Annotated in this window: 20 protein-coding genes; 14 read left to right on the forward strand and 6 right to left on the reverse strand. The window is 68.4% G+C overall.

Features of this window, described 5'->3' with window-relative positions; all coding sequences use genetic code 11:
* Positions 1 to 142: 142 nt before the first annotated feature.
* The 5 genes from N4G66_RS14490 (at position 143) to N4G66_RS14510 (ending at position 5,983) form a co-directional block, all read left to right on the forward strand.
* The gene (locus N4G66_RS14490; RefSeq protein WP_261704493.1) at positions 143 to 787 is read left to right on the forward strand and encodes a DUF1345 domain-containing protein; all 645 of its coding nucleotides are present in this window, start codon (positions 143 to 145) and stop codon (positions 785 to 787) included.
* Between the two features lie 120 nt (positions 788 to 907).
* Complete coding sequence (locus tag N4G66_RS14495; RefSeq protein WP_261704494.1) at positions 908 to 1,963, forward strand: Dyp-type peroxidase; 1,056 nt, start codon at positions 908 to 910, stop codon at positions 1,961 to 1,963.
* Positions 1,960 to 2,835, forward strand: a complete 876-nt coding sequence (locus N4G66_RS14500) for a family 1 encapsulin nanocompartment shell protein (protein WP_261704495.1) — start codon at positions 1,960 to 1,962, stop codon at positions 2,833 to 2,835. Before N4G66_RS14495 ends, N4G66_RS14500 begins: the two co-directional genes overlap by 4 nt.
* 216 nt (positions 2,836 to 3,051) lie before the next feature.
* A complete protein-coding gene (locus tag N4G66_RS14505; protein ID WP_261704496.1) occupies positions 3,052 to 5,610 on the forward strand; it encodes an ATP-dependent Clp protease ATP-binding subunit in 2,559 nt (852 codons plus the stop codon).
* Between the two features lie 94 nt (positions 5,611 to 5,704).
* Positions 5,705 to 5,983, forward strand: coding sequence for a hypothetical protein (locus N4G66_RS14510; RefSeq protein ID WP_261704497.1), 279 nt, complete (start codon positions 5,705 to 5,707; stop codon positions 5,981 to 5,983).
* 198 nt (positions 5,984 to 6,181) lie between these two features.
* Here N4G66_RS14510 and N4G66_RS14515 read toward each other — a convergent pair whose 3' ends face one another.
* The gene (locus tag N4G66_RS14515) at positions 6,182 to 6,664 is read right to left on the reverse strand and encodes a GreA/GreB family elongation factor (RefSeq protein ID WP_261704498.1); all 483 of its coding nucleotides are present in this window, start codon (positions 6,662 to 6,664) and stop codon (positions 6,182 to 6,184) included.
* Between the two features lie 179 nt (positions 6,665 to 6,843).
* Here N4G66_RS14515 and N4G66_RS45890 point away from each other — a divergent pair, with 179 nt between their 5' ends.
* From N4G66_RS45890 to N4G66_RS14540, 6 genes are all read left to right on the forward strand, one after another.
* Complete coding sequence (locus N4G66_RS45890) at positions 6,844 to 6,921, forward strand: 50S ribosomal protein bL37 (protein WP_373287922.1); 78 nt, start codon at positions 6,844 to 6,846, stop codon at positions 6,919 to 6,921.
* A gap of 14 nt (positions 6,922 to 6,935) precedes the next feature.
* Positions 6,936 to 9,275 (forward strand): FdhF/YdeP family oxidoreductase, encoded by a 2,340-nt coding sequence (locus N4G66_RS14520; RefSeq protein WP_261704499.1) that lies wholly within the window; start codon positions 6,936 to 6,938, stop codon positions 9,273 to 9,275.
* A gap of 339 nt (positions 9,276 to 9,614) precedes the next feature.
* Entirely contained in the window at positions 9,615 to 10,442 is an 828-nt protein-coding gene (locus N4G66_RS14525; protein WP_261704500.1) for a hypothetical protein, read from the forward strand.
* Positions 10,439 to 11,761 carry a nucleotidyltransferase family protein gene (locus tag N4G66_RS14530; RefSeq protein WP_261704501.1) on the forward strand — a complete coding sequence of 441 codons (1,323 nt, stop codon included), beginning with the start codon at positions 10,439 to 10,441 and terminating at the stop codon, positions 11,759 to 11,761. The genes N4G66_RS14525 and N4G66_RS14530 overlap by 4 nt, the downstream gene beginning before the upstream one ends.
* A complete protein-coding gene (locus N4G66_RS14535; protein WP_261704502.1) occupies positions 11,761 to 12,798 on the forward strand; it encodes an alcohol dehydrogenase catalytic domain-containing protein in 1,038 nt (345 codons plus the stop codon). The genes N4G66_RS14530 and N4G66_RS14535 overlap by 1 nt, the downstream gene beginning before the upstream one ends.
* 481 nt (positions 12,799 to 13,279) lie before the next feature.
* The gene (locus N4G66_RS14540) at positions 13,280 to 13,741 is read left to right on the forward strand and encodes a response regulator transcription factor (protein WP_261704503.1); all 462 of its coding nucleotides are present in this window, start codon (positions 13,280 to 13,282) and stop codon (positions 13,739 to 13,741) included.
* Positions 13,742 to 13,787: 46 nt separating this feature from the next.
* Here the strand turns inward: N4G66_RS14540 and N4G66_RS14545 are convergent, their stop codons facing one another.
* Positions 13,788 to 15,131 carry a phosphotransferase gene (locus N4G66_RS14545; RefSeq protein ID WP_261704504.1) on the reverse strand — a complete coding sequence of 448 codons (1,344 nt, stop codon included), beginning with the start codon at positions 15,129 to 15,131 and terminating at the stop codon, positions 13,788 to 13,790.
* A gap of 333 nt (positions 15,132 to 15,464) precedes the next feature.
* On the opposite strand from N4G66_RS14545, the gene N4G66_RS14550 reads away from it, so the two are divergent.
* From N4G66_RS14550 to N4G66_RS14560, 3 genes are all read left to right on the forward strand, one after another.
* Positions 15,465 to 17,423, forward strand: a complete 1,959-nt coding sequence (locus N4G66_RS14550; RefSeq protein ID WP_261704505.1) for an ABC transporter substrate-binding protein — start codon at positions 15,465 to 15,467, stop codon at positions 17,421 to 17,423.
* A gap of 3 nt (positions 17,424 to 17,426) precedes the next feature.
* On the forward strand, positions 17,427 to 18,362 hold the full coding sequence (locus N4G66_RS14555) for a hypothetical protein (RefSeq protein ID WP_261704506.1): 936 nt from the start codon (positions 17,427 to 17,429) through the stop codon (positions 18,360 to 18,362).
* 68 nt (positions 18,363 to 18,430) lie between these two features.
* A complete protein-coding gene (locus N4G66_RS14560; RefSeq protein WP_261704507.1) occupies positions 18,431 to 20,566 on the forward strand; it encodes a hypothetical protein in 2,136 nt (711 codons plus the stop codon).
* Between the two features lie 7 nt (positions 20,567 to 20,573).
* On the opposite strand, the gene N4G66_RS14565 is transcribed toward N4G66_RS14560, so the two are convergent.
* Genes N4G66_RS14565 through N4G66_RS14580 form a run of 4 tightly spaced genes read right to left on the reverse strand, consistent with a single transcriptional unit; the run spans position 20,574 to position 24,268 of the window.
* Positions 20,574 to 21,362, reverse strand: coding sequence for an ABC transporter permease (locus tag N4G66_RS14565; protein WP_261704508.1), 789 nt, complete (start codon positions 21,360 to 21,362; stop codon positions 20,574 to 20,576).
* A gap of 7 nt (positions 21,363 to 21,369) precedes the next feature.
* Positions 21,370 to 22,155: an ABC transporter permease gene (locus N4G66_RS14570; protein WP_261704509.1), complete on the reverse strand. Its 786-nt coding sequence runs from the start codon at positions 22,153 to 22,155 to the stop codon at positions 21,370 to 21,372.
* Positions 22,152 to 23,141 (reverse strand): ABC transporter ATP-binding protein, encoded by a 990-nt coding sequence (locus N4G66_RS14575; RefSeq protein ID WP_261704510.1) that lies wholly within the window; start codon positions 23,139 to 23,141, stop codon positions 22,152 to 22,154. Before N4G66_RS14575 ends, N4G66_RS14570 begins: the two co-directional genes overlap by 4 nt.
* The gene (locus N4G66_RS14580; RefSeq protein ID WP_261704511.1) at positions 23,138 to 24,268 is read right to left on the reverse strand and encodes a PqqD family protein; all 1,131 of its coding nucleotides are present in this window, start codon (positions 24,266 to 24,268) and stop codon (positions 23,138 to 23,140) included. Before N4G66_RS14580 ends, N4G66_RS14575 begins: the two co-directional genes overlap by 4 nt.
* Positions 24,269 to 24,485 lie beyond the last annotated feature (217 nt).

A 24,485-nucleotide genomic window follows, 5' to 3' on the forward strand; every position in this document is an offset into this window, starting at 1 on the left:
GCTGACCGCTGACCGCTGACCGCCGGCGACCGCTGTTCCTCGTCCGAGGACGGGTGATGCCGCCGGTCGATGCCGGCATCCCTCGGCCAGGCGACGCGTTCCGCCGGGCCGACCGGCGGTCCCGGAGCTAGCGTGACGGTGTATGAGGACGAGCCTGCCGAGCCTGCCCCTGGACGCCGTGCCGCGCCTGATCGGCGCGGTGGTTCTCGGCGCCGCGGTCGGCGCCGTCGTCGGACTGTCGACCGACGTCTTTCTGGGCCTGCTGGCCGGAATCGCCGCGACGGAACTGTTCTTCGTCCTGGCGGGCTGGGCGGTGCTGTGGCCGATGACGGCCACGGCCACCCGCGACAACGCGCGACGCGAGGACTTCCGCCCCCTGACCGACGAACTCGTGGTGGTCGCGGTCGCCCTGTGCGGACTGTTCGCCATCGTGCTGCTGCTCCTGCGCGGGGGCAGGTCCGACAACGGCCACGCGGCGGCCGTGACCGCCCTGTGCGGGGTGTTCCTGGCCTGGTCCGCGCTGCATCTGATGTACGCCACCCGCTACGCCTACGTGTACTACGAGGCGAACGGCGGCATCGACTTCAACACGGACGACGCACCGGCGTACCGCGACTTCTTCTATTTCAGCTACAACCTCGGAATGACGTACCAGGTGTCCGACACCGGCGTTTCGAGTCCGAAGATCCGCTCGATCGTGCTGAGGCACTCCCTCCTGTCGTACGTGTTCGGCACCAGCATTCTCGCCACGGCCATCAACGTCGTCGTGGGACTCGTGAGCGGCTGACGTCGCCGTCGGCGCGCCCGGTTCTGGTGCGGTTTGCCCCGGGACGCAGCAGGATGGGAGGAAGAACCGACCGGGTCCGCGTACGACGGACACCTCCGCGTCTCATGAGGAGGCCGACTCTTGGCCGAGCCGCAGGCTGTGGTCTCCCGACCGGCCAGGGCCACCGTGTTCCTCGTGGTCACCGTCACGCCGGGGCACGAGGACACGGTCCGTGGCCTGCTGGAGGATGTCTCGGGACTGCGCCGTTCCGTCGCCTTCCGGGCACCCGGCGACGACCTCGGCTGCGTCGTCGGCATCGGATCGGCGGCCTGGGACCGGCTGTTCAGCGGGCCTCGCCCCCAAGGGCTGCACCCGTTCGTCGAGTTGACGGGAAGGCGCCACCGGGCCCCGTCCACGCCGGGAGACCTCCTGTTCCACCTCCGGGCCCGCCGCATGGACCTCTGCTTCGAACTCGCCCGGCTGATCGTGGAACGACTGGACGGCGCGGTCACGGTCGTCGACGAAGTCCATGGATTCAAGTACTTCGACGACCGTGACCTGCTCGGCTTCGTCGACGGCAGCGAGAACCCCGAAGGCCGGCCGGCCGCCGACGCCGTGCTCGTCGGCGACGAGGACCCCGCCTTCGAGGGCGGCAGTTACGTGATCGTCCAGAAGTACCTGCACGACCTGCGGACGTGGAACGCGCTGCCGTCGGACGAGCAGGAGAAGGTCATCGGGCGCACGAAGCTCGCCAACGTGGAACTCCCCGACGACATCAAGCCGGCCGACTCCCACGTCGCGCTCAACACCATCACCGACGAGGACGGCGACGAACGCAAGATCGTGCGGGAGAACATGCCGTTCGGCACCCTGGGACAGGGCGAGTTCGGCACCTTCTTCATCGGCTACGCCCGCACCCCCGAGGTGACCGAGCAGATGCTGCGGAACATGTTCCTCGGAGACGGCCGCGCCTCGCACGACCGCATCCTCGACTTCTCGACCGCGATCACCGGATGCCTCTTCCACGTACCGACCGTCGACTTCCTCGACGACCTCCCCGCCGCCCCGGGCGAGCAGGCGGCGGACGAGCGGACGACGGACCTCCCCGCCTCTCCCGGCCTCCCCGCCTCTCCCGGCGTGCGTGCGGCGGCGGACGGCTCACTGGGGATCGGCAGCCTCAAAGGAGTCCGCCCATGACGACCACGCCCGATGCCACCGCCACTGCTACCGCCACCGTGCCCGTCGCCGGCAACCTGCACCGCGAACTCGCCCCCATCACGCCCGCCGCGTGGAACGAGATCGAGGACGAGGCGCGCCGCACCTTCCGGCGCAACCTCGCCGGGCGGCGCGCCGTGGACGTCTCGGGCCCCGACGGCCCCGGACTCGCCGCCGTGGGGACCGGCCACCTGTCCGGCATCGACGGGCCGTCACCCGGTGTCGCGGCACGGCTGCGCCAGGTACAGCCCCTGGTCGAGCTGACGGTGCCGTTCCGGGTGAGCCGCGCCGCCGTCGACGACGTGGACCGGGGCGCCAAGGACTCCGACTGGCAACCGGTCAAGGACGCCGCCCGCACCATGGCCTTCGCCGAGGACCAGACCGTCTTCAACGGGTACACGGCGGCCCGGATCGACGGTCTTCGCGCACGCACCTCCAACCCCGTGCTCCGCCTTCCCGCCGAGCCGCGCGATTTCCCGGACGCAGTCAGCCATGCCCTGAGCACCCTCCGGCTGGCAGGAGTGCAGGGCCCGTACGCGCTGCTGCTGGGCGCGGAGGCGTACACGGCGGTCAGCGAGACCTCCGACCATGGCTACCCCGTCGCCGCCCACCTCGGCCGGATGCTCGACGGCCGGCTGATCTGGGCGCCCGCCGTGGAGGGGGCCTTTCTGCTCACCACCCGGGGCGGTGACTACGAACTGCGGCTCGGTGAGGATCTGGCCATCGGCTACGCGGCCCACGACGCCACCGGCATCGACCTGTACTTCCGCCAGACCCTGACCTTCCTGGTCCACACGGACGAGGCCGTGGTGGCACTCGACCCGTGGACCGACACGAGCACGGACACGGCCTGACCTCGCCCGGTGCGCGGCCCTCGGCAGGAGGTCCGCCCCGGCCGCCGGCTCCGCCTTCCGGCGTTCCCCAACATGCCTTTCCCGTGGGCGAGTTCCGCCTGGTACAGGGAGATACCGCAGGCCAGGGCGCTCGTGGCGCGTATGACCGCTCCAGTTGCGGAGCAATAGGCGCCGCGAAATGGTGGAAAGGACTCATCGCCGCACCGGGAGCTGCCCATGTCGATGTCGTCCTACGGTTTCGGCTCGTCCGACCCCTTCGGTGACCTGCTGAACCGCTTCTTCGGGATGTCACCCGCGTCGTCTCCCCCGGCGGTGCAGCGGGTGCCCATCGGGCGACTGCTGACAGAGTCCTCGCAGGAACTTCTCAACCTGGCCGTGCAGCGGACCCTGCAGGACGGGTCCTCCGATCTCGACACGGAGCACCTGCTGTGGGCCGCCACCAAAGTGGAACCCGCGCGCTCGCTGCTGGTCCGCGCGGAGGTGGATCCCGACGCCCTCGCGGCCCAGCTGGCCGAGGTGCTTCCCCGGGAGAGCAGCGAACCGTCCTCGGAACCGGGACTCACCCCGGCGGCCAAGCGGACCCTCGCCGCCGCGTACGCCCGCTCGCAGGCGGCCGGAGTGTCCTACATCGGTCCTGAGCACATTCTCGGCGCCCTGCTGGGCGACGCCGACACCGGTGCCGCCCAGCTGCTGCGCGCCGACGGGCAGGACGCGCAGAAGCTGGCGGGCCTCACGGAACGGGCGGCCCGCCCGGACAACCGTCCCGCCGAGCCCGAAAAGCCCGCCACGACCCTGGACGAGTTCGGCCGGGACCTGACGGAAGAGGCGAAGGCCGGGCGGCTCGACCCGGTCGTCGGCCGGGCCGAGCAGATCGAGCAGACCATCGAGATCCTCTCGCGACGGTCCAAGAACAACCCCGTGCTCATCGGTGAGCCGGGAGTAGGCAAGACCGCGATCGTCGAGGGACTCGCGCAGCGCATCGTTTCCGGTGACGTCCCCGACACCCTGAAGGGCAAGCGGGTGGTCTCGCTCGATCTGTCCGGCATGGTGGCGGGTGCCCAGTACCGCGGGCAGTTCGAGGAGCGGCTGAAGAAGGTCATCGAGGACGTCCAGGCCTCGGACGGAGAGGTCATCCTCTTCATCGACGAACTGCACACGGTCGTCGGCGCGGGCGCGACGGGCGAGGGCTCGATGGACGCCGGCAACATGCTCAAACCCGCTCTCGCCCGCGGAGAACTGCACGTGGTGGGGGCGACGACCATCGACGAGTACCGCAAGTACGTCGAGAAGGACGCCGCGCTCGAACGGCGCTTCCAGCCGGTGCTGGTTCCGGAGCCGACGGTCGAGGAGACCGTACAGATCCTGGAAGGTCTGCGCGACGCGTACGAGGCGCACCACCAGGTCCGTTTCGCCGACGGTGCCCTGGCCGCCGCGGCGGAACTGTCCGACCGGTACATCAGCGACCGGTTCCTGCCCGACAAGGCGATCGACGTGATGGACCAGGCGGGCGCTCGGGTGCGGCTGCGCGGCGCCTCGCGCTCGACCGAGGTCGCCGAGCGCGAGGACCGCATCGCGAAACTGCGCCGGGAACGCGATCAGGCCGTCGCCGCCGAGGACTTCGAGAGAGCGGGACAGCTGAAGGGGCGGATCGCCGAGGCGGAGGGCGAGCTCGCGGGCATCGAGGAGCGGCGCGCCGGTGTCGTCTCCGTGACCGCCCGCGACATCGCGGACATCGTCTCCCGGCGCACCGGCATCCCGGTGTCCCAACTCACCGCCAGCGAGAAGGAGAAGCTCCTCAGACTGGAGGAGGAGATGCACGCCCGGATCGTCGGCCAGGACGAGGCGGTCACCGCCGTCTCGCAGGCGGTACGCCGCAACAGGGCCGGCATGGGCGACCCGAACCGTCCCGTGGGTTCCTTCCTCTTCCTCGGTCCCACCGGCGTGGGCAAGACGGAGCTGGCCAAGACCCTCGCGGAGCTGCTGTTCGGCGACGAGAACCGCATGATCCGCTTCGACATGAGCGAGTTCCAGGAGAAGCACACGGTCGCCCGTCTCGTCGGAGCGCCTCCGGGATACGTCGGTTACGACGAAGCGGGCCAGCTCACCGAGAAGGTCCGAAGGCAGCCGTACAGCGTCGTGCTGTTCGACGAGGTGGAGAAGGCGCACCCCGACGTCTTCAACACGCTGCTCCAGATCCTCGACGACGGTCGGCTCACGGACGGCCAGGGCCGCACCGTCGACTTCCGGCACTGCGTCGTGATCATGACGTCCAACATCGGCGCGCATCGCATCCTGGACCACAAGGGGGATGTGTCCGACCTCAAGGACGCCTTGATGGGCGAGCTGCGGACCCGCTTCCTGCCCGAGTTCCTGAACCGTATCGACGACATCATCATCTTCCACAGCCTGAACGAGGGCGATCTGGCGCAGATCGTCGAGCATCTGCTCGGCCGGAGCGAACGCCGGGTGCACGCGCAGGGCATGAAGCTGGAGGTGACGGAGGCGGCCAAGAAGCTGCTGATCACCCACGGTCACCAACCGGAGTTCGGCGCACGCCCGTTGAGGCGCACGATCCAGACGGAACTCGACAACAGGATCGCGGAGCTCCTGCTCGGTGGCGAGGCCGAACCCGGCGACACCATCGTCGCCGACGACCGGGACGGCTCCGTCCACTGCACCGTGCGCAAGGCCGCCCCGGGCGACGACGCCCCGGGCGACGGCACGAAGGCGGAACGGGGAGGCGGGAAGCCCGCCGACGCCACGCAGAACGAGTGACCAACGCACGACGAAGGACGGGACGGAGGACTCCTGCACACCGAAGACGTACCCGGGCGCGTGAACGCCGGGTAGTCGTTTGAGGAGGCTGCGCATGACGCACCACAAGTCCAACCAGGCTGTCGAAGGCGATCCGGAGCACGCCCACAACAGGGGAATGCCGCTGCGGTCCGACGATGACGAACTCCACGCACGTACGGTCCGTGAGCGGCGGGAAGCCGGTCTGCTGGGCGGTCCCATGGACGACCCCGAAGCCGCGTACAGGCGAGAGCGTGTGGAGATCGATCTCGAGGTGGGCGCCGGTCGGATCCCGACGGGCAACTTCACCCGGCGGGCCCGGAACCCCTACCCGCCCTCCAGCTACGAGGAATGAATTCACCGCAAGACCCACATCACCGCAAGACCCACATCACCGTACCGAGGGGCGCGTTCACGGGCGCGCCCCTCGATTCAGGGAAGGCCCTCGGCCGGGCGGCCGGACTCGCGCCCCGGACCCCGCCCTCGGCAACTCGGTCGCGCCCGCAGGGCAGTTGGCTCGCTGAGCGGCGGACTCGATCAGCGGCGCGTCCGATCAGCCGCTGTCGTCGGGCGACTGGCCCAGGGAGACCACCACCGCGCTCTCCGGTCCGTCGGGTGCCTGGAAACTCACGGTGTCTCCCGCCCTGTGGCCGAGGAGAGCACGTCCGAGCGGGCTGTCGGCCGTGACGAGCGTCCGGTCCGACACCACGGCGGTTTCGCCGATTTGAACGGTGTCCGTCGTGCCGTCCGTGAACCGGACGGTGACCGTGCTGCCCACGCCGACCAGGTCGGTGGGCGGCGGACCCGCCACCTCCGCCTGACGGAGCCGCGTGGTGATGTCGGAGATCCGGTCGTCCAGACGCCGGAGGTCGTCGGCGCGCTGCAACTCGTCCGCTTCGTCGGCACGGTCGCCCACCTGCGCGTCGGAGTCCCGCAGGGTCGCCGCGACCGTGGCGCGCTCGGCGTGGAGGTCGGTGAGTTCCTGCTCCAGAGAGTGCCGGGCAGCCTCGCTGATCGGTGCTGGTTCGCTGGGCATGCCTACTCCTCGGGTGCCGAAAGCTGAGTCGTATCGGAGCAGTATCAGCATATCCATCCATTTCGATTCGCCATTGAGTCGAATCGCGACGATATGTGATGTATGGAATCGTGGGTCCCTGGAGCTCAGGACGCTTCCTGATGCGCTTCCTGATGTCCTGCGAGTTGAGGGAGGTCCGCATGTCCTCGAAGCGACGCCGGAAGAAGAAGAGCCGCCGCAAGCACGCCGCGAACCACGGGAAACGACCCCAGTCCTAGGCCCGGTGAGACTCTTGAACGCATCCCGGAACGGCCAGGAGGACGGGCTCGAGCCCCATGTCGGGCCCGAGCCCCGGGGTGAACCGGAATTCCGTCCGTACCATCACCCGGCCGCCGGCTGGGGTGCGGCCAAGAGCGTGGGACAGTTCCTCGTACGCGAACGTGCCCTCGTGGACGGCCCGCGGGCGATCATGCGCATGAACCACGAGAACACGGGCTTCGACTGTCCCGGATGCGCGTGGCCCGACGACACCAAGGGCCTGCACCTGGACATCTGCGAGAACGGCATCAAGCACGTCACCTGGGAGATGACGAACAAGCGGGTCGGCCGTGAGTTCTTCGCAGCCCACTCGGTGACCGAGCTGTTCGGCTGGAGCGACTACGACCTGGAGGACCAGGGGCGGCTGACCGAACCCATGGTCTACGACCCGGAGTCGGACCACTACGTGCCGATCGGCTGGCACGACGCGTTCGAACTGGCCGGCCGCACCCTGCGGGAACTGGACGATCCGAACCGGGCCTCGTTCTACACCTCCGGCCGTCTCGGCAACGAGGCCACCTTCCTCTACCAGTTGATGGCCCGCGAGCTGGGCACCAACAACCTGCCCGACTGCTCGAACATGTGCCACGAGGCCAGCGGCCGCGCTCTCCAGGCCTCGCTCGGCACCGGCAAGGGGACCGCCGATCTCAAGGACTGGGAGACCACCGACGCCCTGTTCATCATGGGCGTCAACGCGGCCTCCAACGCTCCCAGGATGCTCACCGCCCTGGCCGAGGCCTACCACCGCGGCGCCCAGATCGTGCACATCAACCCGCTGGTCGAGGCGGCCGCCACCCGCACCATCGTTCCGCACGACTTCACGGACATGGCCGTCCTCAAGTCCACCCGGACCAGCACCCTGAACCTCCAGCCACGCATCGGCGGGGACATGGCACTCCTGCGCGGCATGGCCAAGGCGATCCTGGAGCAGTCGAGCACCGACCCCAAGGCCCTGGACCAGGAGTTCATCGACCGCCACACGGCGTACTTCGACAAATACCGCGCGGTGTGCGAGGCCACCTCCTGGGACGAGATCGAGCGCCAGTCCGGGATCGACCGGGACGGCATCCTCAAGGCGGCGCGGGTGTACCGCGAAGCCGACCGCTCCATCATCAGCTGGTGTCTCGGTGTCAGCCAGCACGAACACGGCGTCGACACCGTACGGGAGATCGTCAACCTCCTTCTGCTGCGCGGCAATCTGGGCCGGGAAGGCGCCGGTCCTTCACCGGTGCGCGGCCACAGCAACGTCCAGGGCAACCGGACGTGCGGCATCGACCACCGGCCGAGCGAGGAGTTCCTGGACCGGCTGGCCGAAGTGTGCAGGATCGACCCGCCCCGCGAGCACGGCATGGACACCGTGGCCACCATCCGGGCCATGCACCGCGGCGACGTGAAGGTGTTCGTCGGCATGGGCGGCAACTTCGCCCTCGCCGCGCCCGACACCCCGTACACCTACGCGGCACTGCGCAACTGCGATCTCACGGTCCAGGTGAGCACCAAGCTCAACCGCAGTCACCTCGTGCACGGCCGCCGGGCGCTCATTCTCCCGTGCCTGGGCCGCACCGAGAAGGACCACCAGCGAGCCGGTGTCCAGAGCACGTCGGTCGAGGACTCGATGAGCATGGTCCACCTGTCCGTCGGCATGAAGCGCCCCGCCTCGAAGCACCTGCTGTCCGAGCCCGCGATCATCGCCGGAATGGCCCGCGCCGCCCTTCCGGACAGCGAGACTCCGTGGGAGTGGTACATCGAGGACTACGACCGCATCCGCGACACGATGGCGCGGGCCCTCGACGGGTTCGAGGACTGCAACCGCCGCGTGCGCCTGCCGCTCGGCTTCCGCATCAAGCAGCCCGCCCGCGAGCTGGTCTTCCTCACTGCGTCGGGCCAGGCCGAGTTCTCCGCGGCCCCCCTGCCCGACGTGGTCCCAGCCCCCGGCACCCTGGCGCTCGGCACCATGCGCTCCCACGACCAGTGGAACACGACGATCTACTCGGACAACGACCGCTACCGGGGCGTCAAGAACCTGCGCACGCTCGTCTTCATGAACGAGGACGACATGCGGGAACGCGGCATCTCCGAGTTCACCCCTGTCGACATCGTCAGCACCGCCAAGGACGGCAGCCACCGCAATCTCGACGGCTATCTGGCCATCCCCTACGACATCCCCCGCGGCTGTGCGGCCGGCTACATGCCGGAGATGAACGTACTCTGCGCGATCGGCGACTACAGCGTCCAGAGCGACCAGCCCCTGATGAAACACGTCAAGGTCACCATCACGCCGGCCGCCGCCGACCAGGTGGACAACGCCCGATAGCCGGCTCGGTCGCCTCCACCACCCACCGGACGGCTGTCCCGCCAGGTGGCTGTCCCGCCTGACGGCCGTCGGCGTCGTGTGCCCGAAAATGACCTCTTTGCCGCCGACCGGCCGGCACTCCGTGAGGCGAAGGGCATCGTCGATCTTTATCGCCGTACCCACATTGGCGGGGTATCGACATTGACAACAGTGGCCACTAAGCTGCACTTCCGATCAGAATCGCAGGTATTCCGTCATCTGGCCAGCGCAACCCCAGGCACGGTGTGGTAATGGATCACCGCTACCTGGCGGCACGGAGGCGTCGGCCGCTCCGGAGGGGGACCGAGCTTGACTGCTGGGGTGTACTTCTCATTCATCGGGATAGACGGCGTCGGGAAATCGACCTTCGCCGGCCTGTTGCACAGCGCATTGACCGCGAATGGCCACGACGCGCGCTTGGTGAGTTGGCGCAGTGAACTCACCGACCAACCCTGGCGTTCCACCCGCACCGTTCAACAGGAATTATGGGTCGAGTCATTCCGTATGATGCATCTCGGCATGGGAGCCGACTTCCAGCCGCCGGCCGACTTCAGTACCTTTCAGCAGGAAGACTGGGAATCCCGATTCGGCTCCGCGTCCATTACGGAGCGACGCGCCGCCGGCCCTCTGGCGGCCGCCTGGCTCGAATGGTCGGGCTACACCGTACTGCGCCACGAATCGATCAGACCACTGCTGGCCCGGGGAATAACGGTAATTGAGGACAGCTCAAGTCTGAAAATGGCTTACAAGGCCATTCAGCACGCCCGCACCCTGAACGACGACCCGGACATGGCTCAGGAAATCGACCGAGCCGAAGAGTCGCTGCTGACCCTGTTCCGTACATACCCGCCCGATGTCCCGGTCATCGTCTCCGGACCTGTCGATGTCGCCTTCAAATGGCGCACGGAACAGGACGGCACTCTCGGGGTACTGGAAGACATGTCGCCGGTCGGCGGCGCCCGCGGATGGCCGGGATTCCTTGAGCACCAGAGCGCCTCCGACCAGTTCTTCCGCAAGGTCGCCGCGGACTGGGGCTGGCCGCTCTTCGAGGTGACGGACGCGGACCCGGCCGTCAATTTCCCCGCTCTGCTCGCGGGCCTGCGCGAAGTCCCGGCGGCCGCCGGGCTGCTCGACGGGTATCCGTCATGACGCCCGACAGCGAGACCCGGGCGATCCTGGCTCTGGCGCATGTCGCGCCCCGTATCCCCCGGGCAGACGCCGTCGATGCCGTACTCCGCGACGAGAAGAGGGCCCTCTCGGTCCTCCGCGCCAACCAGGTGCTGAGTTACGGCGCCGCCCAGCTCGCCGAGTCCGGGCGGGCACCGACCGGGTCGGTCATCCTGTCTGCGGCGGCCGCCAAGCGCAAGGAACGCGCTCAACTGGACGAACTGTGGTCGCAGATCGGCGAAGCGGTCGCCGAGGCCGGTGTTCCGGTCGCCGGGATCAAAGGCCGGGCGGCCATGTCGCTCTATGAGGAGCCGGCCCTCCGGGACATGTCCGACGTCGATCTGCTGGTCGGCAGCGTGGATGACGCGATGGCGTTGGTCGAGGTGCTGCGCGCCCGCGGCTTCGAGTGGTGGGAGAACGAGCTTCCCTGGGTGAAACGCGACCGGTCGACCGGAAGGATCTACGGCCAGGCGCCCTTGGATCTGGTCCGCGGTACCGAACGGCTCGGGGTCGACCTGCACTTCTCCGGCTATTCCGTCCGGCACTGCCGATTCCTGCCGCTCGACGTGACCGAACCGGGTCTCAACCGGTGGACGCCCTTGGAGAATCTGCCGCTGCTGGTCGGCAACGCGGCGGGCGACTTCCTGATCCGGCAGAAGGACGTCAATGACATTGCGCTGATGCTGGAGCAGCCCGGCTGGGAGTGGGGCAGTGCTCTCCATCGCATCCGGCACGTCGGACTCGGGCCTTTCTGGAATGCCCTCCTGGAGGCGACGGCGCACACCTCCCGTCTTTCCGGCGAAGCCGCCCGGCGCGCCGGTACGCTCGCCCTGCCCGGTGTGCCCCGAGAATCTCCGCCCTTCGCGGTCCCCAGCGCCCGCAGGAGGGTCCGCGGTACCGTGATCGACGCCTATCGCAGTGCTGACGGACCGTTGGCAGGGATGAAACTGGCGGCGGCTTCCTACCGTTACTACCGGCGGCCGCTACGGCTCACCGCCGAACGGTCGTGCACGCACGACGCCGAAGCAGCCGCCCCCGTGCGGCATCTGCGCAACGATGTATGCGTGCGGCTCGTACCCCTGGACATGGTGCATGGCCTCGCCCCGGCATCCCCGCCCCCACCGGAGGAGACCGGCAAACCGGAGAGCTCGTCCGTCCAGGGAAGCACTCGACTGCGTGAACTCGTGGTCTCCGGGCACAGTTTCGCCCAGCTCAACGGTGAGTTGTTCGCCACGACGGTGCACTACGACATCTGCCCTGTCCAGCGCGACGTCGCAGCGGGCGACCTGGGGCGGGACTGATGCGCGCCGTCGAATTCAGAGGCCCCGGAAAAATCGAGATCGTGGAGGTGCCCGACCCGGTCGTCGAGAAACCGACCGATGCCGTGGTCCGCATCGAAGCCGCCGGCGTCTGCGGTTCGGATCTCTGGCAGTACCGCGGACTCGAGCCGCTTCCGGTGGGCGAACGGATGGGGCACGAATTCATCGGCTCGGTCGAATCGATCGGGTCGGCCGTGACATCGGTCCGGCCCGGCGACTGCGTCGTCGCCCCGTTCAGCTACAGCGACGGCGACTGCGCCGCCTGCGCGGGCGGCCTGCCGGTCTCCTGCCCGGCAGGCGGCGTCTGGGGCGATCCGGGAACTCCCGGCGGTGCGCAGGCCGAGGCGATCCGGGTGCCCTTCGCCGATGCGACGCTCGTCCGGCTGCCCGGCGCTGAGCTGAGCGCCTCCGACATCCGGCGCTTCCTGCCGCTGGCCGATGTGCTGCCGACCGGCCATCACGCGGCGAGCCGGGCCGGTGTGGGACCCGCGACGCGCGTCGTGGTGATCGGTGACGGCCCCGTCGCGGCCTGCGCCGGACTCGCCGCGCGGAGACTGGGGGCCGAACAGATCCTGGTGCTGGGACATCATCCGTCCCGCCTGGCCGTGAGCAGAGCAGCGGGCATGGCCGTGGCCGAGGTCGGCGGGCCGGAAGCGGCCGCAGAGTTGGTCCTGGGCACCTTCGGCAGACCGGCGGACGCGGTGCTCGAATGCGTCGGCACCCAGGATTCGGTCGACGCGGCGCTCAGCTGTGTCCGGGACGGCGGCACCCTGAGCTACGTGGGGTGGCCGACGACGGGAGTGTCGATCCCGCTGCGCACGACCTTCGACCGAAACATCACCGTGTGCGGGGGACTGGCGCCGGTGCGGAACTACCTCCCGGAGCTGCTCGCGGACGTCGTGAAGGGAACCATGGACCCGTCATCGGTCATTGACCTGGAACTGCCGCTCGCGGCCGCCGCCGACGCCTATGCCGCCATGGACCAGCGCACTGTATTGAAAGCCTGCCTCCGCAATTGACGCGTGCGCGCTGTGCGGAAGAACCTGCTTTCTGCAGGCGGTGGAACCAACTGCCCGCCTAAGGCGGCCGACGGTACAGTGGGGCCGGCAGAGAAATGGATGAAGGCGGGGCCGTTGCAATGTCCGGCCGCTTGCATGCCCACCGCTCTGAACGATGTGCTCGTATGTGCCCTACGCCCTGATGGCCAAGAGGATTGTGTCTCCGATGCGTTGATGGAATGCCGGGACAGTCTTGATCCTCAGTGCGATCACCAGGCACGGTGTCGCCGGGGGAGCCGACATGCTCGAAGTAGCTGTCTGTTCGGACAGCGAATTATTCCGCGCGGGAATTCAACAGTATGTCGACAGTCACCCCGGTGGGGCCGAACTGGTCGACTTCGGGGGGGATCTGGCCCGACTGGTACAGACGCTGAACACGTCGGCAGTGGTGGTCGTCGACGGGCGCTCACATGTCATGGCGCTTTCCGAATTCGCACGTGCCATGGACGGAAGCACCGCGATGGCGCCGCGTATGGTCGTGGTGGGTACCCCGATCACGATCAATGTGGCCATCGCGGTTCTCGAGGGGCCGGCCAGAGGGATCCTTCCCGCCGACTGCCGGCCGTCCGACTTCCACGCCGCTCTGCGGGCGGCCGCGTCCGGTGACTACTACCTGTCGGCCAGTGTCTTCAGCCCGCTCCTCGCCAAGCTGGGCGAAGCCGCCTACGTGGCACGGAACGACACCGCGCTGACCAGCCGTGAGGCGGAGATACTCGGCAAACTCGCGGAGGGAAGGTCCAGCGCCGACATCGCGTCGAGTCTGCGCCTGAGCAAGCGCACGGTCGGCTTCCATGTGTCCAACATCCTGTCGAAGCTGGGAGCGGGCAGCCGTGCCCAAGCTGTCGCGTACGCCTACCAGAACGGCCTGCTCACACCTCCGTCCCGGCCGTACGGAGGTCCATAGGGGGACCGCCCCGACACCGGACACCGGACACCGGCCGTGCGGCCTGTCAGGCCAGGTCCCCCAAGCGGTCGAAGGCCGTCCGCACCCGCCGCATCCACCAGGCGACCGCTGCGTCGGAGGGACGGGGCAGCCCCTCGGGCCGATGGGCGGCCGTGGTCAGCAGCACGCCCAACTCGCCCGCGACGGCGTGGTACACGACGGCCAGGTCGAGCACGGGATTCCCTGGCGGCGAATCGGTCAGTTTCAGCCACATCTCCTCGAGCGCGTCCCGCTCCCCGTCGTCGCCCCAGGCGCTGTTGCAGAGGAAGTAGACGAAATCGAGGTCGCCCGGGCCGTAGGTGGCCAGCCCCCAGTCGATGGCGAGCACATCGCAACCACGCACGCCGAGATTGGGCGGCCGGAGATCACCGTGCAACAGCGTGCTCGGCGCCTCGCGCCCGAGCCGGGTCAGCAGTGCGGACGGATCGGCGACCAGACGGAGCACGGCATCGGAGACCTTCGGATCGGCCCGCTCGGCGAAGGTCTCCCACATCCGGCCGATCAACGTGGGGAAATTGTCGGAGCTGCGCCAGTTCAGCAGCCGCTGCAGCGGTGAGAACACCCGCAGCCGGTCCGCGAGGGTGCACAGACCAGGGTGCGCCTGCCTTCCGAGGAACCCTGCGTGCATGTCGGCGGCCGCCGTGAGGATGTCGCGCGCCATGCGCTGCCGGCCTGCCCTCTGCGCCGAGTCGAGTTCCGCGGAGATGTCGTCCATGACGATGATCCACCCGCTGTCGTGCTGCCGGGCCGAGAGGACCGGAGAACGCAGGCCGGCCGGCAGCGCGGTGTAGACACCGTCGGTGAAGAGCAGGCCCTCCCGGCCCGCGTCCCGGCTCGCCACGGCAAGCCAGTCCCGACCCGGCCTGACGATCTTGACGACCACGGGCCGCCCGGACGGCAGGCGCGCGCTGAACAGGGCAGCCCCCGACAGCCCGTCGTGCCCGAACTCGGCGACCGAACCGGGAGCCACGCCGGCCACATCGTGCGGGACCAGAACCGGTGGTTCATGCGGTGCCGCCGACGAGACGAGATGCAGACGGATCCTGCCGGACTCCACATGCAGCTGGTGCAGTTGGCGCACGGGGAAGCGGGTTCCGCCCTTGACGATCTCGCGCTGCGTCACCACCTCGTAGCCACCGGGCGCGGCAGAAACCGACCACCAGGTCAGTCGTCCGGGTGGGCCGATGACACGGGGCCACGCCGCCAGGACGGCAGACGCTCCGGGGACCACCTCCGCGCGGCCGTTGGCAAAGCTCTCCAGCGTGCATTCCGGGTGATACCACCGCCGCAGGCCGGAACTCCGCCCGGTGGTGAATCCCTTGCGCAGCGCCGCCAGCAGTATTTCAGCCATTGGCCATCACGGGCAGCAGGATTCCATGACGCCCACACTTTTCCCAGAGTGTCTCCGGCCAGGCCGAAAACAACCCTGGCCCGACCCGTGATTCACCTGTCAGTCGAACCGGCCGACCTGGCAGATTTACCAGGGTGCAACTGTTTGTATCCCCAGGTTCGCCAACCTGTCAGAAAGGACGTGGTCCGACGCCCGCACCGACCGTTAGCATATGAAGATCACATAGCGCGAAGACCCATTGTGAAATCGGATGAAAGCGGTTCATGCCGGTTCACGCGACCAGCGAAAACCCCTCGGGAGTCCAGTAGTGGTCGAAATGAAGGGAATAGCGTCATGACATCCACCGGCAAGGCGGACAACTCCGGCCGGCCGTACAAGGAAAGTTGTATGCCGCTGCCGGAGCTCTTTCAGGGGCCCCGTGTCGAGCGTCTGAACTATCGCATCTTCGCCGCCCCCGATGACGCCCTCACCGCTCTCGGCGCGGGCGAGATCGACCTCGTCGACTTTCCCGTCACGAGTTCGGATCCGCTACCCGAAGGCGTGGCCGTCGATACATGCCGCGACTTCGGGTACTACTTCGTAGCCTTCAACAACAGGCTTGCGCCCACACACTCGAAGGCCTTCCGCCAGGCGTTCGCGTATCTCCTCGACGATGTGAAGAAGACGGTCAGCCGGACGGTGACCTCGGAACGCGTCGAGGTCATGGACAGCATCATGGTCCAGTACTACGGGCGCCTGGTGAACCGCTACCTGCCCCAGTACGCGACCAGCGGTCCGGACGACGCGGTGGCCCGGGCGCTCGCGACCCTGGGCTCCGAACTCGAGGGTCTGGCCGATGACTCCGTCAAGTGCCTGATCACGACGAACGACGCCATCTCCAAGGCGATCATGGTCGCGCTCCGCGATCGCGTCGAGCGGTCACCCGAACTCGCTCGCGTCATCAGCTTCGTCGAGACGACGCGTAACGACGTCGCCACCACCGTCTACTCCGGTGACGAGGGTGAGTGGCACATCTTCTGCGGCTGGCAGTACGTGCAGGACAACCTGTCGCGGTGGAACCCCGGTATGAGCAAGCTGCGCCTGTCGCTGGACTGGACCGCGGACTTCCAGTCCGCCAACAGCCAGACCCGCAACTACCCCGGCTTCAACAGCCCCGAGTACGACCGTGTCGCCCAGCAGTTCCTCACCACGCTGTACCCACGCGACCTGCGTGGAGCGGTCATCACCGAGGAGCACCTCGAACCGTGGTGGAACAACGCCGAGTTCTGGGCCAAGGGCGGCGACGTGCCCAAGAACGCGGACGCCCTGCTGCTGCTGTGGAAGCTGCAGTGGATGATCGCCGACGAGGCGCCGGTGGTCCCGATGTTCGCGGCGTCCGTGCGCTTCGCCCGGAGTTCGGACGTGTTGGGCATCTGGAACGGTGACCCGCACGAGAGCTTCACCTACCCGGGGGCCAGCCAGCCGATCGAGTCGACGTACCCCGGCGGCACGATGAGCCACTGGACCTTCCAGCGGATCCGCAAGACCGATCCCGCGGTCCAGGAGATCAACCTCGGCGTGACCAACCGCCTGCGCCACATCAACCCGCTCGGGGTCGGCAACTACTGGGACGCCCTCATCTGGAGCCGGATGTACGAGTCCATGCTCGGACTCAACCCGTTCCTGCTCATGAAGGGCGTCGCCGAGGACGCGGTCAACCTCGCCGACTCCTTCCACAGCGAGTTCTTCAGCAGCGGCAAGATCCGCTACGCCCTGCACCTCACCGTCAAGCCCGGCGTCCGCTGGCATGACGGCGAGGACTTCACGGCCGAGGACGTGGCGTTCACCTATCTGTCGATGCTCGGCGCTCGCGGCCGCGAGCTGGCGAAGCGGAACGCCTCCACGGCCGAGTTCGAGTCCGCGCTGGTCAACGAGAAAGAGATCCCCGCGTGGATCGACATGGCGCGCTGGCTGGAGCACATCGAGATGCCGGACGCCAAGTCCATCAGTCTCTACTTCACGCACAGCAGCCGTTACCTGCACGAGTGGTTCGGTGACATGCCCATCGTCCCGATGCACATCTGGCGCCACCTCGGGCCGGACTACACCCAGCCCACGTACCGCGGAACCACGGGCCTGTACGCCATCTCGGACGAGGCGCGCGGAGCCGGCGGCGACGAGTTCGCGGGCTGGCACGGCCTGGTGGGCACCGGACCGTTCCGCTGGACGCCGTCGAGCGACCCGCTGAACACCGGCGGCAGCCTGGTGCGGTTCAGCCACTACCACAATCGGTTGGAACCGATGGAGGGGTGACCCATGAGCATTCAGTACCTCGACCCTGAGAAACGGCTGCCCGAGCACCGTGCGGCGGAACTGACGCGCGCGTTCCAGGCACTGATGAACGCTGACCAGCGAACGGCTCTCGAGCTCATCCTGCCGTCGACCAAGGACGAGGACTCGCTCGTCCGAGCGTTCGGCTTCCACTACCTGGGCGATCTGTACCACTTCCAGTGGGACTTCGATCTGTCCCTGACCGCGTACGAGAAGGCGGCGGACCTGTTCACCGAGAACGGGCACGAGCGAGGCCACGTTCTCAACGCGATGCGGCTCGCCGACATCTACGTCGACCAGGCGGAGTCCAGTGGCGACGCGGCCACGGCCGACATGCGCAGCGCCGAGGAGATGGCACACGCCATGCTCGACGAGGCCCACGCCCAGGCGGAATCCATGGGCGACCAGTTCCTCATCGGCTTCGGTCTGCACTACAAGGCGCTGTTCAAGACGGCCGACGAGGAGTGGCCGGCGGCCGCCGAGATCGCGCAGCGCGCGGTCGAGGTCCGTGCCGCCATGGGCGACAAGATCTTTGTCCTGAGCAGCCAGGCGCTGCTGGCCCGGGCCCGGGCCGAGCTCGGCGACTTCGACTTTGCCGAAGAACTGGCCGAGAGCACCTTCAAGCTGCAGATGGAGCGCAGTCTGCGGGCGCCGAGCCTGGCCACGCTGCAGATCATCGCCGTGATCAACGACCGCAGGTCACTCGCTCGCACCAAAGAACTGACCAGCAAATTCACGGCCGTCGAGCCGATCGCGCGGACTCCGTTCATCTTCGGGGACGTCCCGGAGCAGGAGCTGGCGGTCATGGCCCACTCGGGTGAGACGGTCTCGCCGATCGTCGGATCGGTCAGCCGGACGGACCGCAGGCGCAGTGCGCTGGTCACCGATCCCGAGGTGAAGTTGAGCGCTCTGCACTCCTGAGATCTCCCGCGAGGGGTGTACGGAACCGATGTCCCGTACACCCCCGTCGCTCTGCCTGGCGGAGGGCCATGCCGACCATCGTCGCCGTACATTCGACCGAGGAGTACGCCGCACAGCTCGGCGAGCGTGGCCTTCTTCCGGTCCTCGGTGACCACACCCGCCGACTGGAGCGGCTGATCCGGGCACGGCATGGAGCGGGGACCCTCCATCGGCCGGCCTCGCGGGGTCCCGGGCGGGTGGTGGTGGGTCTCGGATCCGCCGGGGCCATGGCCGGCGCCTGCCATGCGGCGCACAGCGGGAGTCGGCTGATCGAGCTGGCGGGGCTCGACGACTTCAAGGCATCGCTGCTCGGCGAACTGCCGTCGAGTGTGACCGTGGTGGGGCTCGCGGAGCACTTCGGGCCGGCTGCCATCCGCACCCTTCAGCGGGAGCTGACGGACGCGGAGGTGCCGTGGGGCGTGCTGATCGGGCGCGACCTTCCCGCACTCAGCTGGGTGGTGGCCAAACAGCATCTGTACCGCGGCAACCGCTGGTCGCGTCATCTGTCACTGTCCACCCTCACCGAGACCACGAGCCCCGCAGGCCGGGCCGGTCCCCTCACCAGCCTGCAGAACGAGCAGATCACGCCGGACGTGCTGCGGCGGATGCGCTCGTTGCCGCACGACTTCCTCGCCCTGAGCGGCCATGGCGACCAGGCGGACCTCTATCTGCACGGCGGTTGGCTGTGCAGCAGGGACCTTTCGGGCGCGGCCGCGCTGGTCGACGCGACACGAGGGGACTCGGTGATGAGGTGCTGCGCCGAACAGACCTGCTATCGGGCGCGCATCCACGAGCCGGAAACGGGACTTGCCGCCGAGCGAAGCGTGCTGGTGCCCGCCGGGGAACTGCTCGCCGGTGTGCTGTTCCTGAACAGTTGCTACACCCTGCTCGCCGCGCCCGGATACCGGTACCGGCTCGAGAACTCCCTGCTGACCAGGTGCGTGGAGGGGATGACCGGCGCGGTCATCGCGACCGAGATCCAGCGCCGGGCGGATCCGGCGGAGGCACTGCTGGTGTCCGGGCTGCTGTGGAGCGGGCACACGGCCGGTGTGGCGACCCTGGCGCTCAACAGGCTGCAGGCCGACTGCTTCACCGGCTCGCCGGTCTTCGTCCTCTTCGGTGATCCGGATCTGACGATCGGCGACCCACCGGCCGACACCGATGCGGTCATCGACGCCGCGGCTCGGGGCGACATGACCGCCCGGTTGCCGTTCTCGGCGAGCCATGTCACGTACGCCTCGCTGGCCGGCGGCGGTGACGGCCTACGGGCCGAGCCGGTGGGAGAGCACCGAGACGGGCGACGGGCGTTCGTCGTCCCGGTGCCGCGGGGAAGAGAGATCGTTGTGGTGTCGGACCGCGGCTCGATGGCCGACGATCCGGTGGTCCGGCTGGGCGGGCTCACCGATCCGGCAGTCGACGCCCGAGGCCTGCGGCTGCTGCAGGACCGTCTCACCGCGCTGACCACGCTGCCAGTACCCGTACCCGACGACGGCGTGGCCCGGGTGGCCCACAGCCTCGCCGCCGCCCTGCGTGCCGTACACCTGCCGCCGCAGCATCCACTCACCGTCACGGCACGGGAGCGCGCCACCGCAGAGTTGACGAGCCGTCTGGCTCTGACACAAGGAGCAGCCGTACAGCGCATGGTCCGGGAGTGGAGCGACGCGCTCGGCGGCCCGATGATGGCGGTGGACGAGGAGCGAGTCGTCTACGACGCCGTCGAGGAGACGGGGGAGGACTGCCACAGCTGCGGCTCGCCGCTGTTCAGGGTGACCGCCCGGGACGTCTATCTCCCCCGCGTCGAACGCACTTTGTGGTTGTGCCCGAGCTGCACCGTCGTCGCCGATGTGCCCGCCGACGCCGGCCGGCTCGAGGTCTTCGCGCCGCAGGTCGCCGAACGCAAGGCCCCGTTCCCGGTGTCCGTACGGATGTCCGCACCGTCCGCGGGGCTCCCCGGAACGACAGTGGTGGGCGCCGCGGTGCTCGGCGCCCGGGGGCGCTGCCGGCCGGGAGTGAGCGTCGGGCCGGGGCCGGGTCCGGCCGGTCACTGCACTCTGCGTCTGTATGTGCACGCGGACGCCGTGCCGGGCACCTATAACCTGCGCGTGGTGATCATGGATGATCTGGCGTGCTCCTTCCATTTGCAGCCCATCTCACTGCTGAAGTAGCGCTGATTCACGCCAGCTCGAGAGTCGCCTTGGTGCGCGCGGTCTTTTCGGCCCAGGCGAACACGCCGACCGACGCCACGAGGTACACCAGGCCGATGACGATTTCCCCGAGCAGGAGACCGCCCACCGCGGACAGGGAATCACCACGTGCGATACGGCGTGCCGCCTCGATTCCCCGGCTCAGCGGCAGGGCCTCACCCAGGACGCGCAGCCAGGTGGGCAGTCGGTCCATGCCGATGTTCGCCCCGCTCACCAGCAGCATCAGGAGGGCGACAAGATTGGCGAGGAAGGGGACGTCACGGCTGACCAGACCGATTGCTCCCAGACACAGCCCCAGGCCGGAACAGGCGGAGGCCGCGATCAGCAGCGTCAGGGCCAGGGGAAGAATCCGGTCTGCCGGGATGTGCGCGTCCGTCACCAGGGATCCGAAGAACAGCGTATAGGCGGAGACCAGCAGGCCGTTGACGGCGAACGGGATCAGTCGTCCCACGAATATGCAGATCCGGCTGGCCGGTGATGCCAGCAGTACGGGCAGCGTGCCCGTCGCCCGTTCCTCCGACATGGCGAGCATCGGCCCGTAGACGCAGGCGACGGTACAGCCGACGATCGCGTTCCCGATGACGAAGTACGAGGGATCGGCCGACCCGGCGTAGCGGCCCAGCTCCGCGAAGAAGAGCATCTGCAGTACCGGGGTCACCAGCATCACGGAGATGAACAGGCTGGGCCGCAGCCACTCGAAGAGAGCCCGGTACGAGAGATATCCGCCGAGCAGCAGCAGACGCAGTGGTGCGGTCATCGGGCACCTACCGCAGATGCAGGGTCGCGGTCACCCGGGCCTGCCGTTCCGCGTACCGCAGCAGGAAGGCGCCGCCGATCGCGTAGGCGGCACCCAGCCCGCAGCACGCCGCTGTTCCCGGCCATACGGATGACCCTCCCATCGCCGCGCCGCGCAGCGCGTCCAAGGCCCAGCGCGGAGCGAGCAGTGCACCGAGTGCGGCGAATCCGGGCGAGAGCGTGCTCACCGGAACGAGAAGGCCGCAGACGATCCACACCGGATACTCGAGCATGTTCGTGAACATCCCCGCTTGGCGGTACAGCACGAAAGCGCCGCAGAGCAGGAGCCCGAGCAGGCTCATGCTCACGATCATCACCAGCGTCGCGAGGACGAAGAGTGCGGGATGTGCCAGCTCCAGTGGTACGTCGAAGACCAGTGCGCCGAGTGCGAGGGACCCGGCCATCGAGTACAGCGACAACAGGGCAGCCGCGGTGCAGGACCCCGCCGCCACGGCGAGCAGCGGGACCGGCGCAGCGACCAGGAAGGGCAGAGTGCCCTGTCTGCGCTCCCAGTTGAGCGTCCCCCCGGCCAGAAACAGCACCGAGGTCCAGGAGCCCATCACCGCGGCCCCGAGCATCGTGCCGGTGGTGAGACGTTCCCTGGCACCGGCCTCGAACATGAAGCCGGTGATCGACGCGTAGACGATCGGCTGCAGCACTGCCGCTATCAGCGAGAACCTGCTCCTCATCAGGAGCTTCGCCGTGAACAACGTGGCCGCCACCGTCGCGCGGGCGTTCTCGGTGGCGGGGCTCACGACAGGTCGCCCGCGGACCGGCTGACCAGCTCGACGTAGGCGTCCTCCAGGGTCGGCTCCCGCCGCGTCATGGGTCCGATCACGGCGTCACCGAGCAGCTCGGCCAGCGTGTCGCCGGGATCGTGGTCCGGCAGGCAGTGCACCCGCATGACCTGCAACTGATCACGGTCCTGTACGTCCACGGCGCGCACCATGGGCAGTTGTCGCACCGTGTCGACGAGGTCCGGTCCGACGCCGCGGACCTCGACCTCCACGACCCGGCCCAGTGTGGTGGCCGCCCGCAGCTCCTTCGGCGTGCCCGTGGCGACGATACGGCCCTTGTTGATGATCGCGATCTTGTCGCTGAGCTCCTCGGCCTCGAACATGTAGTGCGTGGTGAGCAGGATCGTCTTGCCGGCGTCCCGGAGCCCGCCGATGACCTGGCGCAGCTCCCGTGCGCCGACGGGATCGATGCCGTTCGTCGGTTCGTCGAGGAGCAGCACCTGCGGATCGTGCAGCAGTCCGCGGGCGAGATGCAGACGCTGCCGCATGCCACGGGAGAAGCCCTCCACGGCGCGGTCCGCGACATCGGAGAGCCGGAACTGTTCGAGCAGCTCCGCCGTCCGGGGGCGGGCGACCCGGGGCGGGATGCCGTACAGCTCGGCGAAATAGCGCAGGTTGTCCCGGGCGGACAGCCGGTCGTAGAGGCCGGAGTCACCGCCGAACACCACGGCGACCGTCCTGCGTACGGCCCGCAGGTCCCGCTGGGCGTCCAGTCCCATGATGCGCGCCGACCCCGAGGTCGGCACCAGCAGCGTGGACAGAATTCGGGTGAGTGTCGTCTTGCCGGCGCCGTTCGGCCCGAGCAGCCCGAACACCATCCCCTGCGGAATCTCCAGGTCGATGCCGTGCAACGCTGTGACCTGCGACGCCGGGCGGCCCCGCCCACCGCGCACCCGGAACTCCCGGCGCAGTTCCCGTGTTTCGATCGCCGGCCCGGGGCTCACCGGGCGGCTTCCGGGACGGGGTGCAGGAAGCCGCGATCCACCAGTCCGCGCACGACCTCGTTCGTGTCGTCCCGTGCCTGCGCCGGGGGCATGCCGAGCGTCCGCTCCGCGTGCCCGGCGATCTGTGACGCCGACCAACGGCCGCCGGCACATCCGTAGACGAGGGCGGCGAACGGCTGGAGCTCGGCCGTACGCCCGTCGATATGGGCGACCAGCACACTCCCGTCGTACATCCGCGCAAGCCGGACGTCGAGACTGCGCCGGACCCGGTCGTGCTCCTCTGCCGTGTCCGGATCCGGAGGGCTCAACCGGGCGTACGTGCAGGCGAGCTGCACACAGCAGTTGAGGGTTTCCGAGAACACCACCAAGTCACGGACATGACCGGCCAGTTCCGTTTCGCCGACGGCGCCGGGTCCGCACAGCGCGCGCTCGAAGTCGTGGAGCAGCGCAGGGCTCCGGTCCGCGTGCTGCAGCCGTTTGTGCCGCCACTTCTCCTGCGTGTTGGTGTCTCCCCGGGAGGCGAGATAGGCGTCGAGCTGCGCCTCCAGACCGAGCCGGGCCTGGAGCAGGGCGTCGTACACCCGGCCCGCACCCAGCCGGGTCACGGCGTCGGTGAAGTACGACTCCGCGTACATCGCCTTGGTCTGTGTGATGTACCGGGCCAGCAGCTCCAGATCGATCCCGGCCCGTATCCGCTCGAATTCGGCTTCCCCGTGGATGGGGCTGCCGATACTGAGACGGTGCAGGAACTCGATCGCCACCGGCCAGATCTCCAGCGTGGGTCGCAGTTCGTGAAAGCGGACCTGCTCTATTGCCCACTCCACATCAGCCGGCGTCCAGTACCGCACGACCACACGGTCGTCGTCGTGCAGCAGATGATGGCTGGCCACCCGTTGCGTACCGCCCGGGACACTGAATCCGCCGATCGGTTTGACGCCCGCGGGGATGTCGCCGATGACGTAGAAGTTGTAGTTCGACCCGGCGCTCGACCAGCCCTCCGCACGGGATCCGCTGACGAAGACGGTCAGTGCGTCATCGGTGGGTAACCCGGCGATCAGTTTCCGGCATGCGTCAATTTCCTGGGCCGCTAATGTCGTACGCCGGCGGCTTGTCGGGGTGGATCGCAAGATCTTTACCTCCAGCGTTACCTGCCGACGGTATGGGCTGGACATCGTGAAGGAGTGTATCCAGGAGATCTAAACGACTCAAGGCCCGCGGCCTTCCGGGCAGTTGGACTGTTCCGGCAACACTCGATATTTGCCAGACCTTCCCGGCAGGCCTTCTCGGACTGCGTTCCAGGCGAAAAGCGTTCACCCTGCGGAATCCTCTCTTCCGACCTCGGTG

Source organism: Streptomyces rhizosphaerihabitans (assembly GCF_025399795.1).
Classification (GTDB): domain Bacteria; phylum Actinomycetota; class Actinomycetes; order Streptomycetales; family Streptomycetaceae; genus Streptomyces; species Streptomyces rhizosphaerihabitans.

Bases quoted from the DNA above. Each gene is read 5' to 3' on its own strand.
- N4G66_RS14500 (WP_261704495.1), top strand. From the start codon at position 1,960: ATGACGACCACGCCCGATGCCACCGCCACTGCTACCGCCACCGTGCCC.
- N4G66_RS14510 (WP_261704497.1), top strand. From the start codon at position 5,705: ATGACGCACCACAAGTCCAACCAGGCTGTCGAAGGCGATCCGGAGCAC.
- N4G66_RS14515 (WP_261704498.1), bottom strand. From the start codon at position 6,664: ATGCCCAGCGAACCAGCACCGATCAGCGAGGCTGCCCGGCACTCTCTG.
- N4G66_RS14540 (WP_261704503.1), top strand. From the start codon at position 13,280: ATGGACGGAAGCACCGCGATGGCGCCGCGTATGGTCGTGGTGGGTACC.
- N4G66_RS14505 (WP_261704496.1), top strand. From the start codon at position 3,052: ATGTCGATGTCGTCCTACGGTTTCGGCTCGTCCGACCCCTTCGGTGAC.
- N4G66_RS45890 (WP_373287922.1), top strand. From the start codon at position 6,844: ATGTCCTCGAAGCGACGCCGGAAGAAGAAGAGCCGCCGCAAGCACGCC.
- N4G66_RS14490 (WP_261704493.1), top strand. From the start codon at position 143: ATGAGGACGAGCCTGCCGAGCCTGCCCCTGGACGCCGTGCCGCGCCTG.
- N4G66_RS14555 (WP_261704506.1), top strand. From the start codon at position 17,427: ATGAGCATTCAGTACCTCGACCCTGAGAAACGGCTGCCCGAGCACCGT.
- N4G66_RS14565 (WP_261704508.1), bottom strand. From the start codon at position 21,362: ATGACCGCACCACTGCGTCTGCTGCTGCTCGGCGGATATCTCTCGTAC.
- N4G66_RS14535 (WP_261704502.1), top strand. From the start codon at position 11,761: ATGCGCGCCGTCGAATTCAGAGGCCCCGGAAAAATCGAGATCGTGGAG.
- N4G66_RS14545 (WP_261704504.1), bottom strand. From the start codon at position 15,131: ATGGCTGAAATACTGCTGGCGGCGCTGCGCAAGGGATTCACCACCGGG.
- N4G66_RS14550 (WP_261704505.1), top strand. From the start codon at position 15,465: ATGACATCCACCGGCAAGGCGGACAACTCCGGCCGGCCGTACAAGGAA.
- N4G66_RS14560 (WP_261704507.1), top strand. From the start codon at position 18,431: ATGCCGACCATCGTCGCCGTACATTCGACCGAGGAGTACGCCGCACAG.
- N4G66_RS14530 (WP_261704501.1), top strand. From the start codon at position 10,439: ATGACGCCCGACAGCGAGACCCGGGCGATCCTGGCTCTGGCGCATGTC.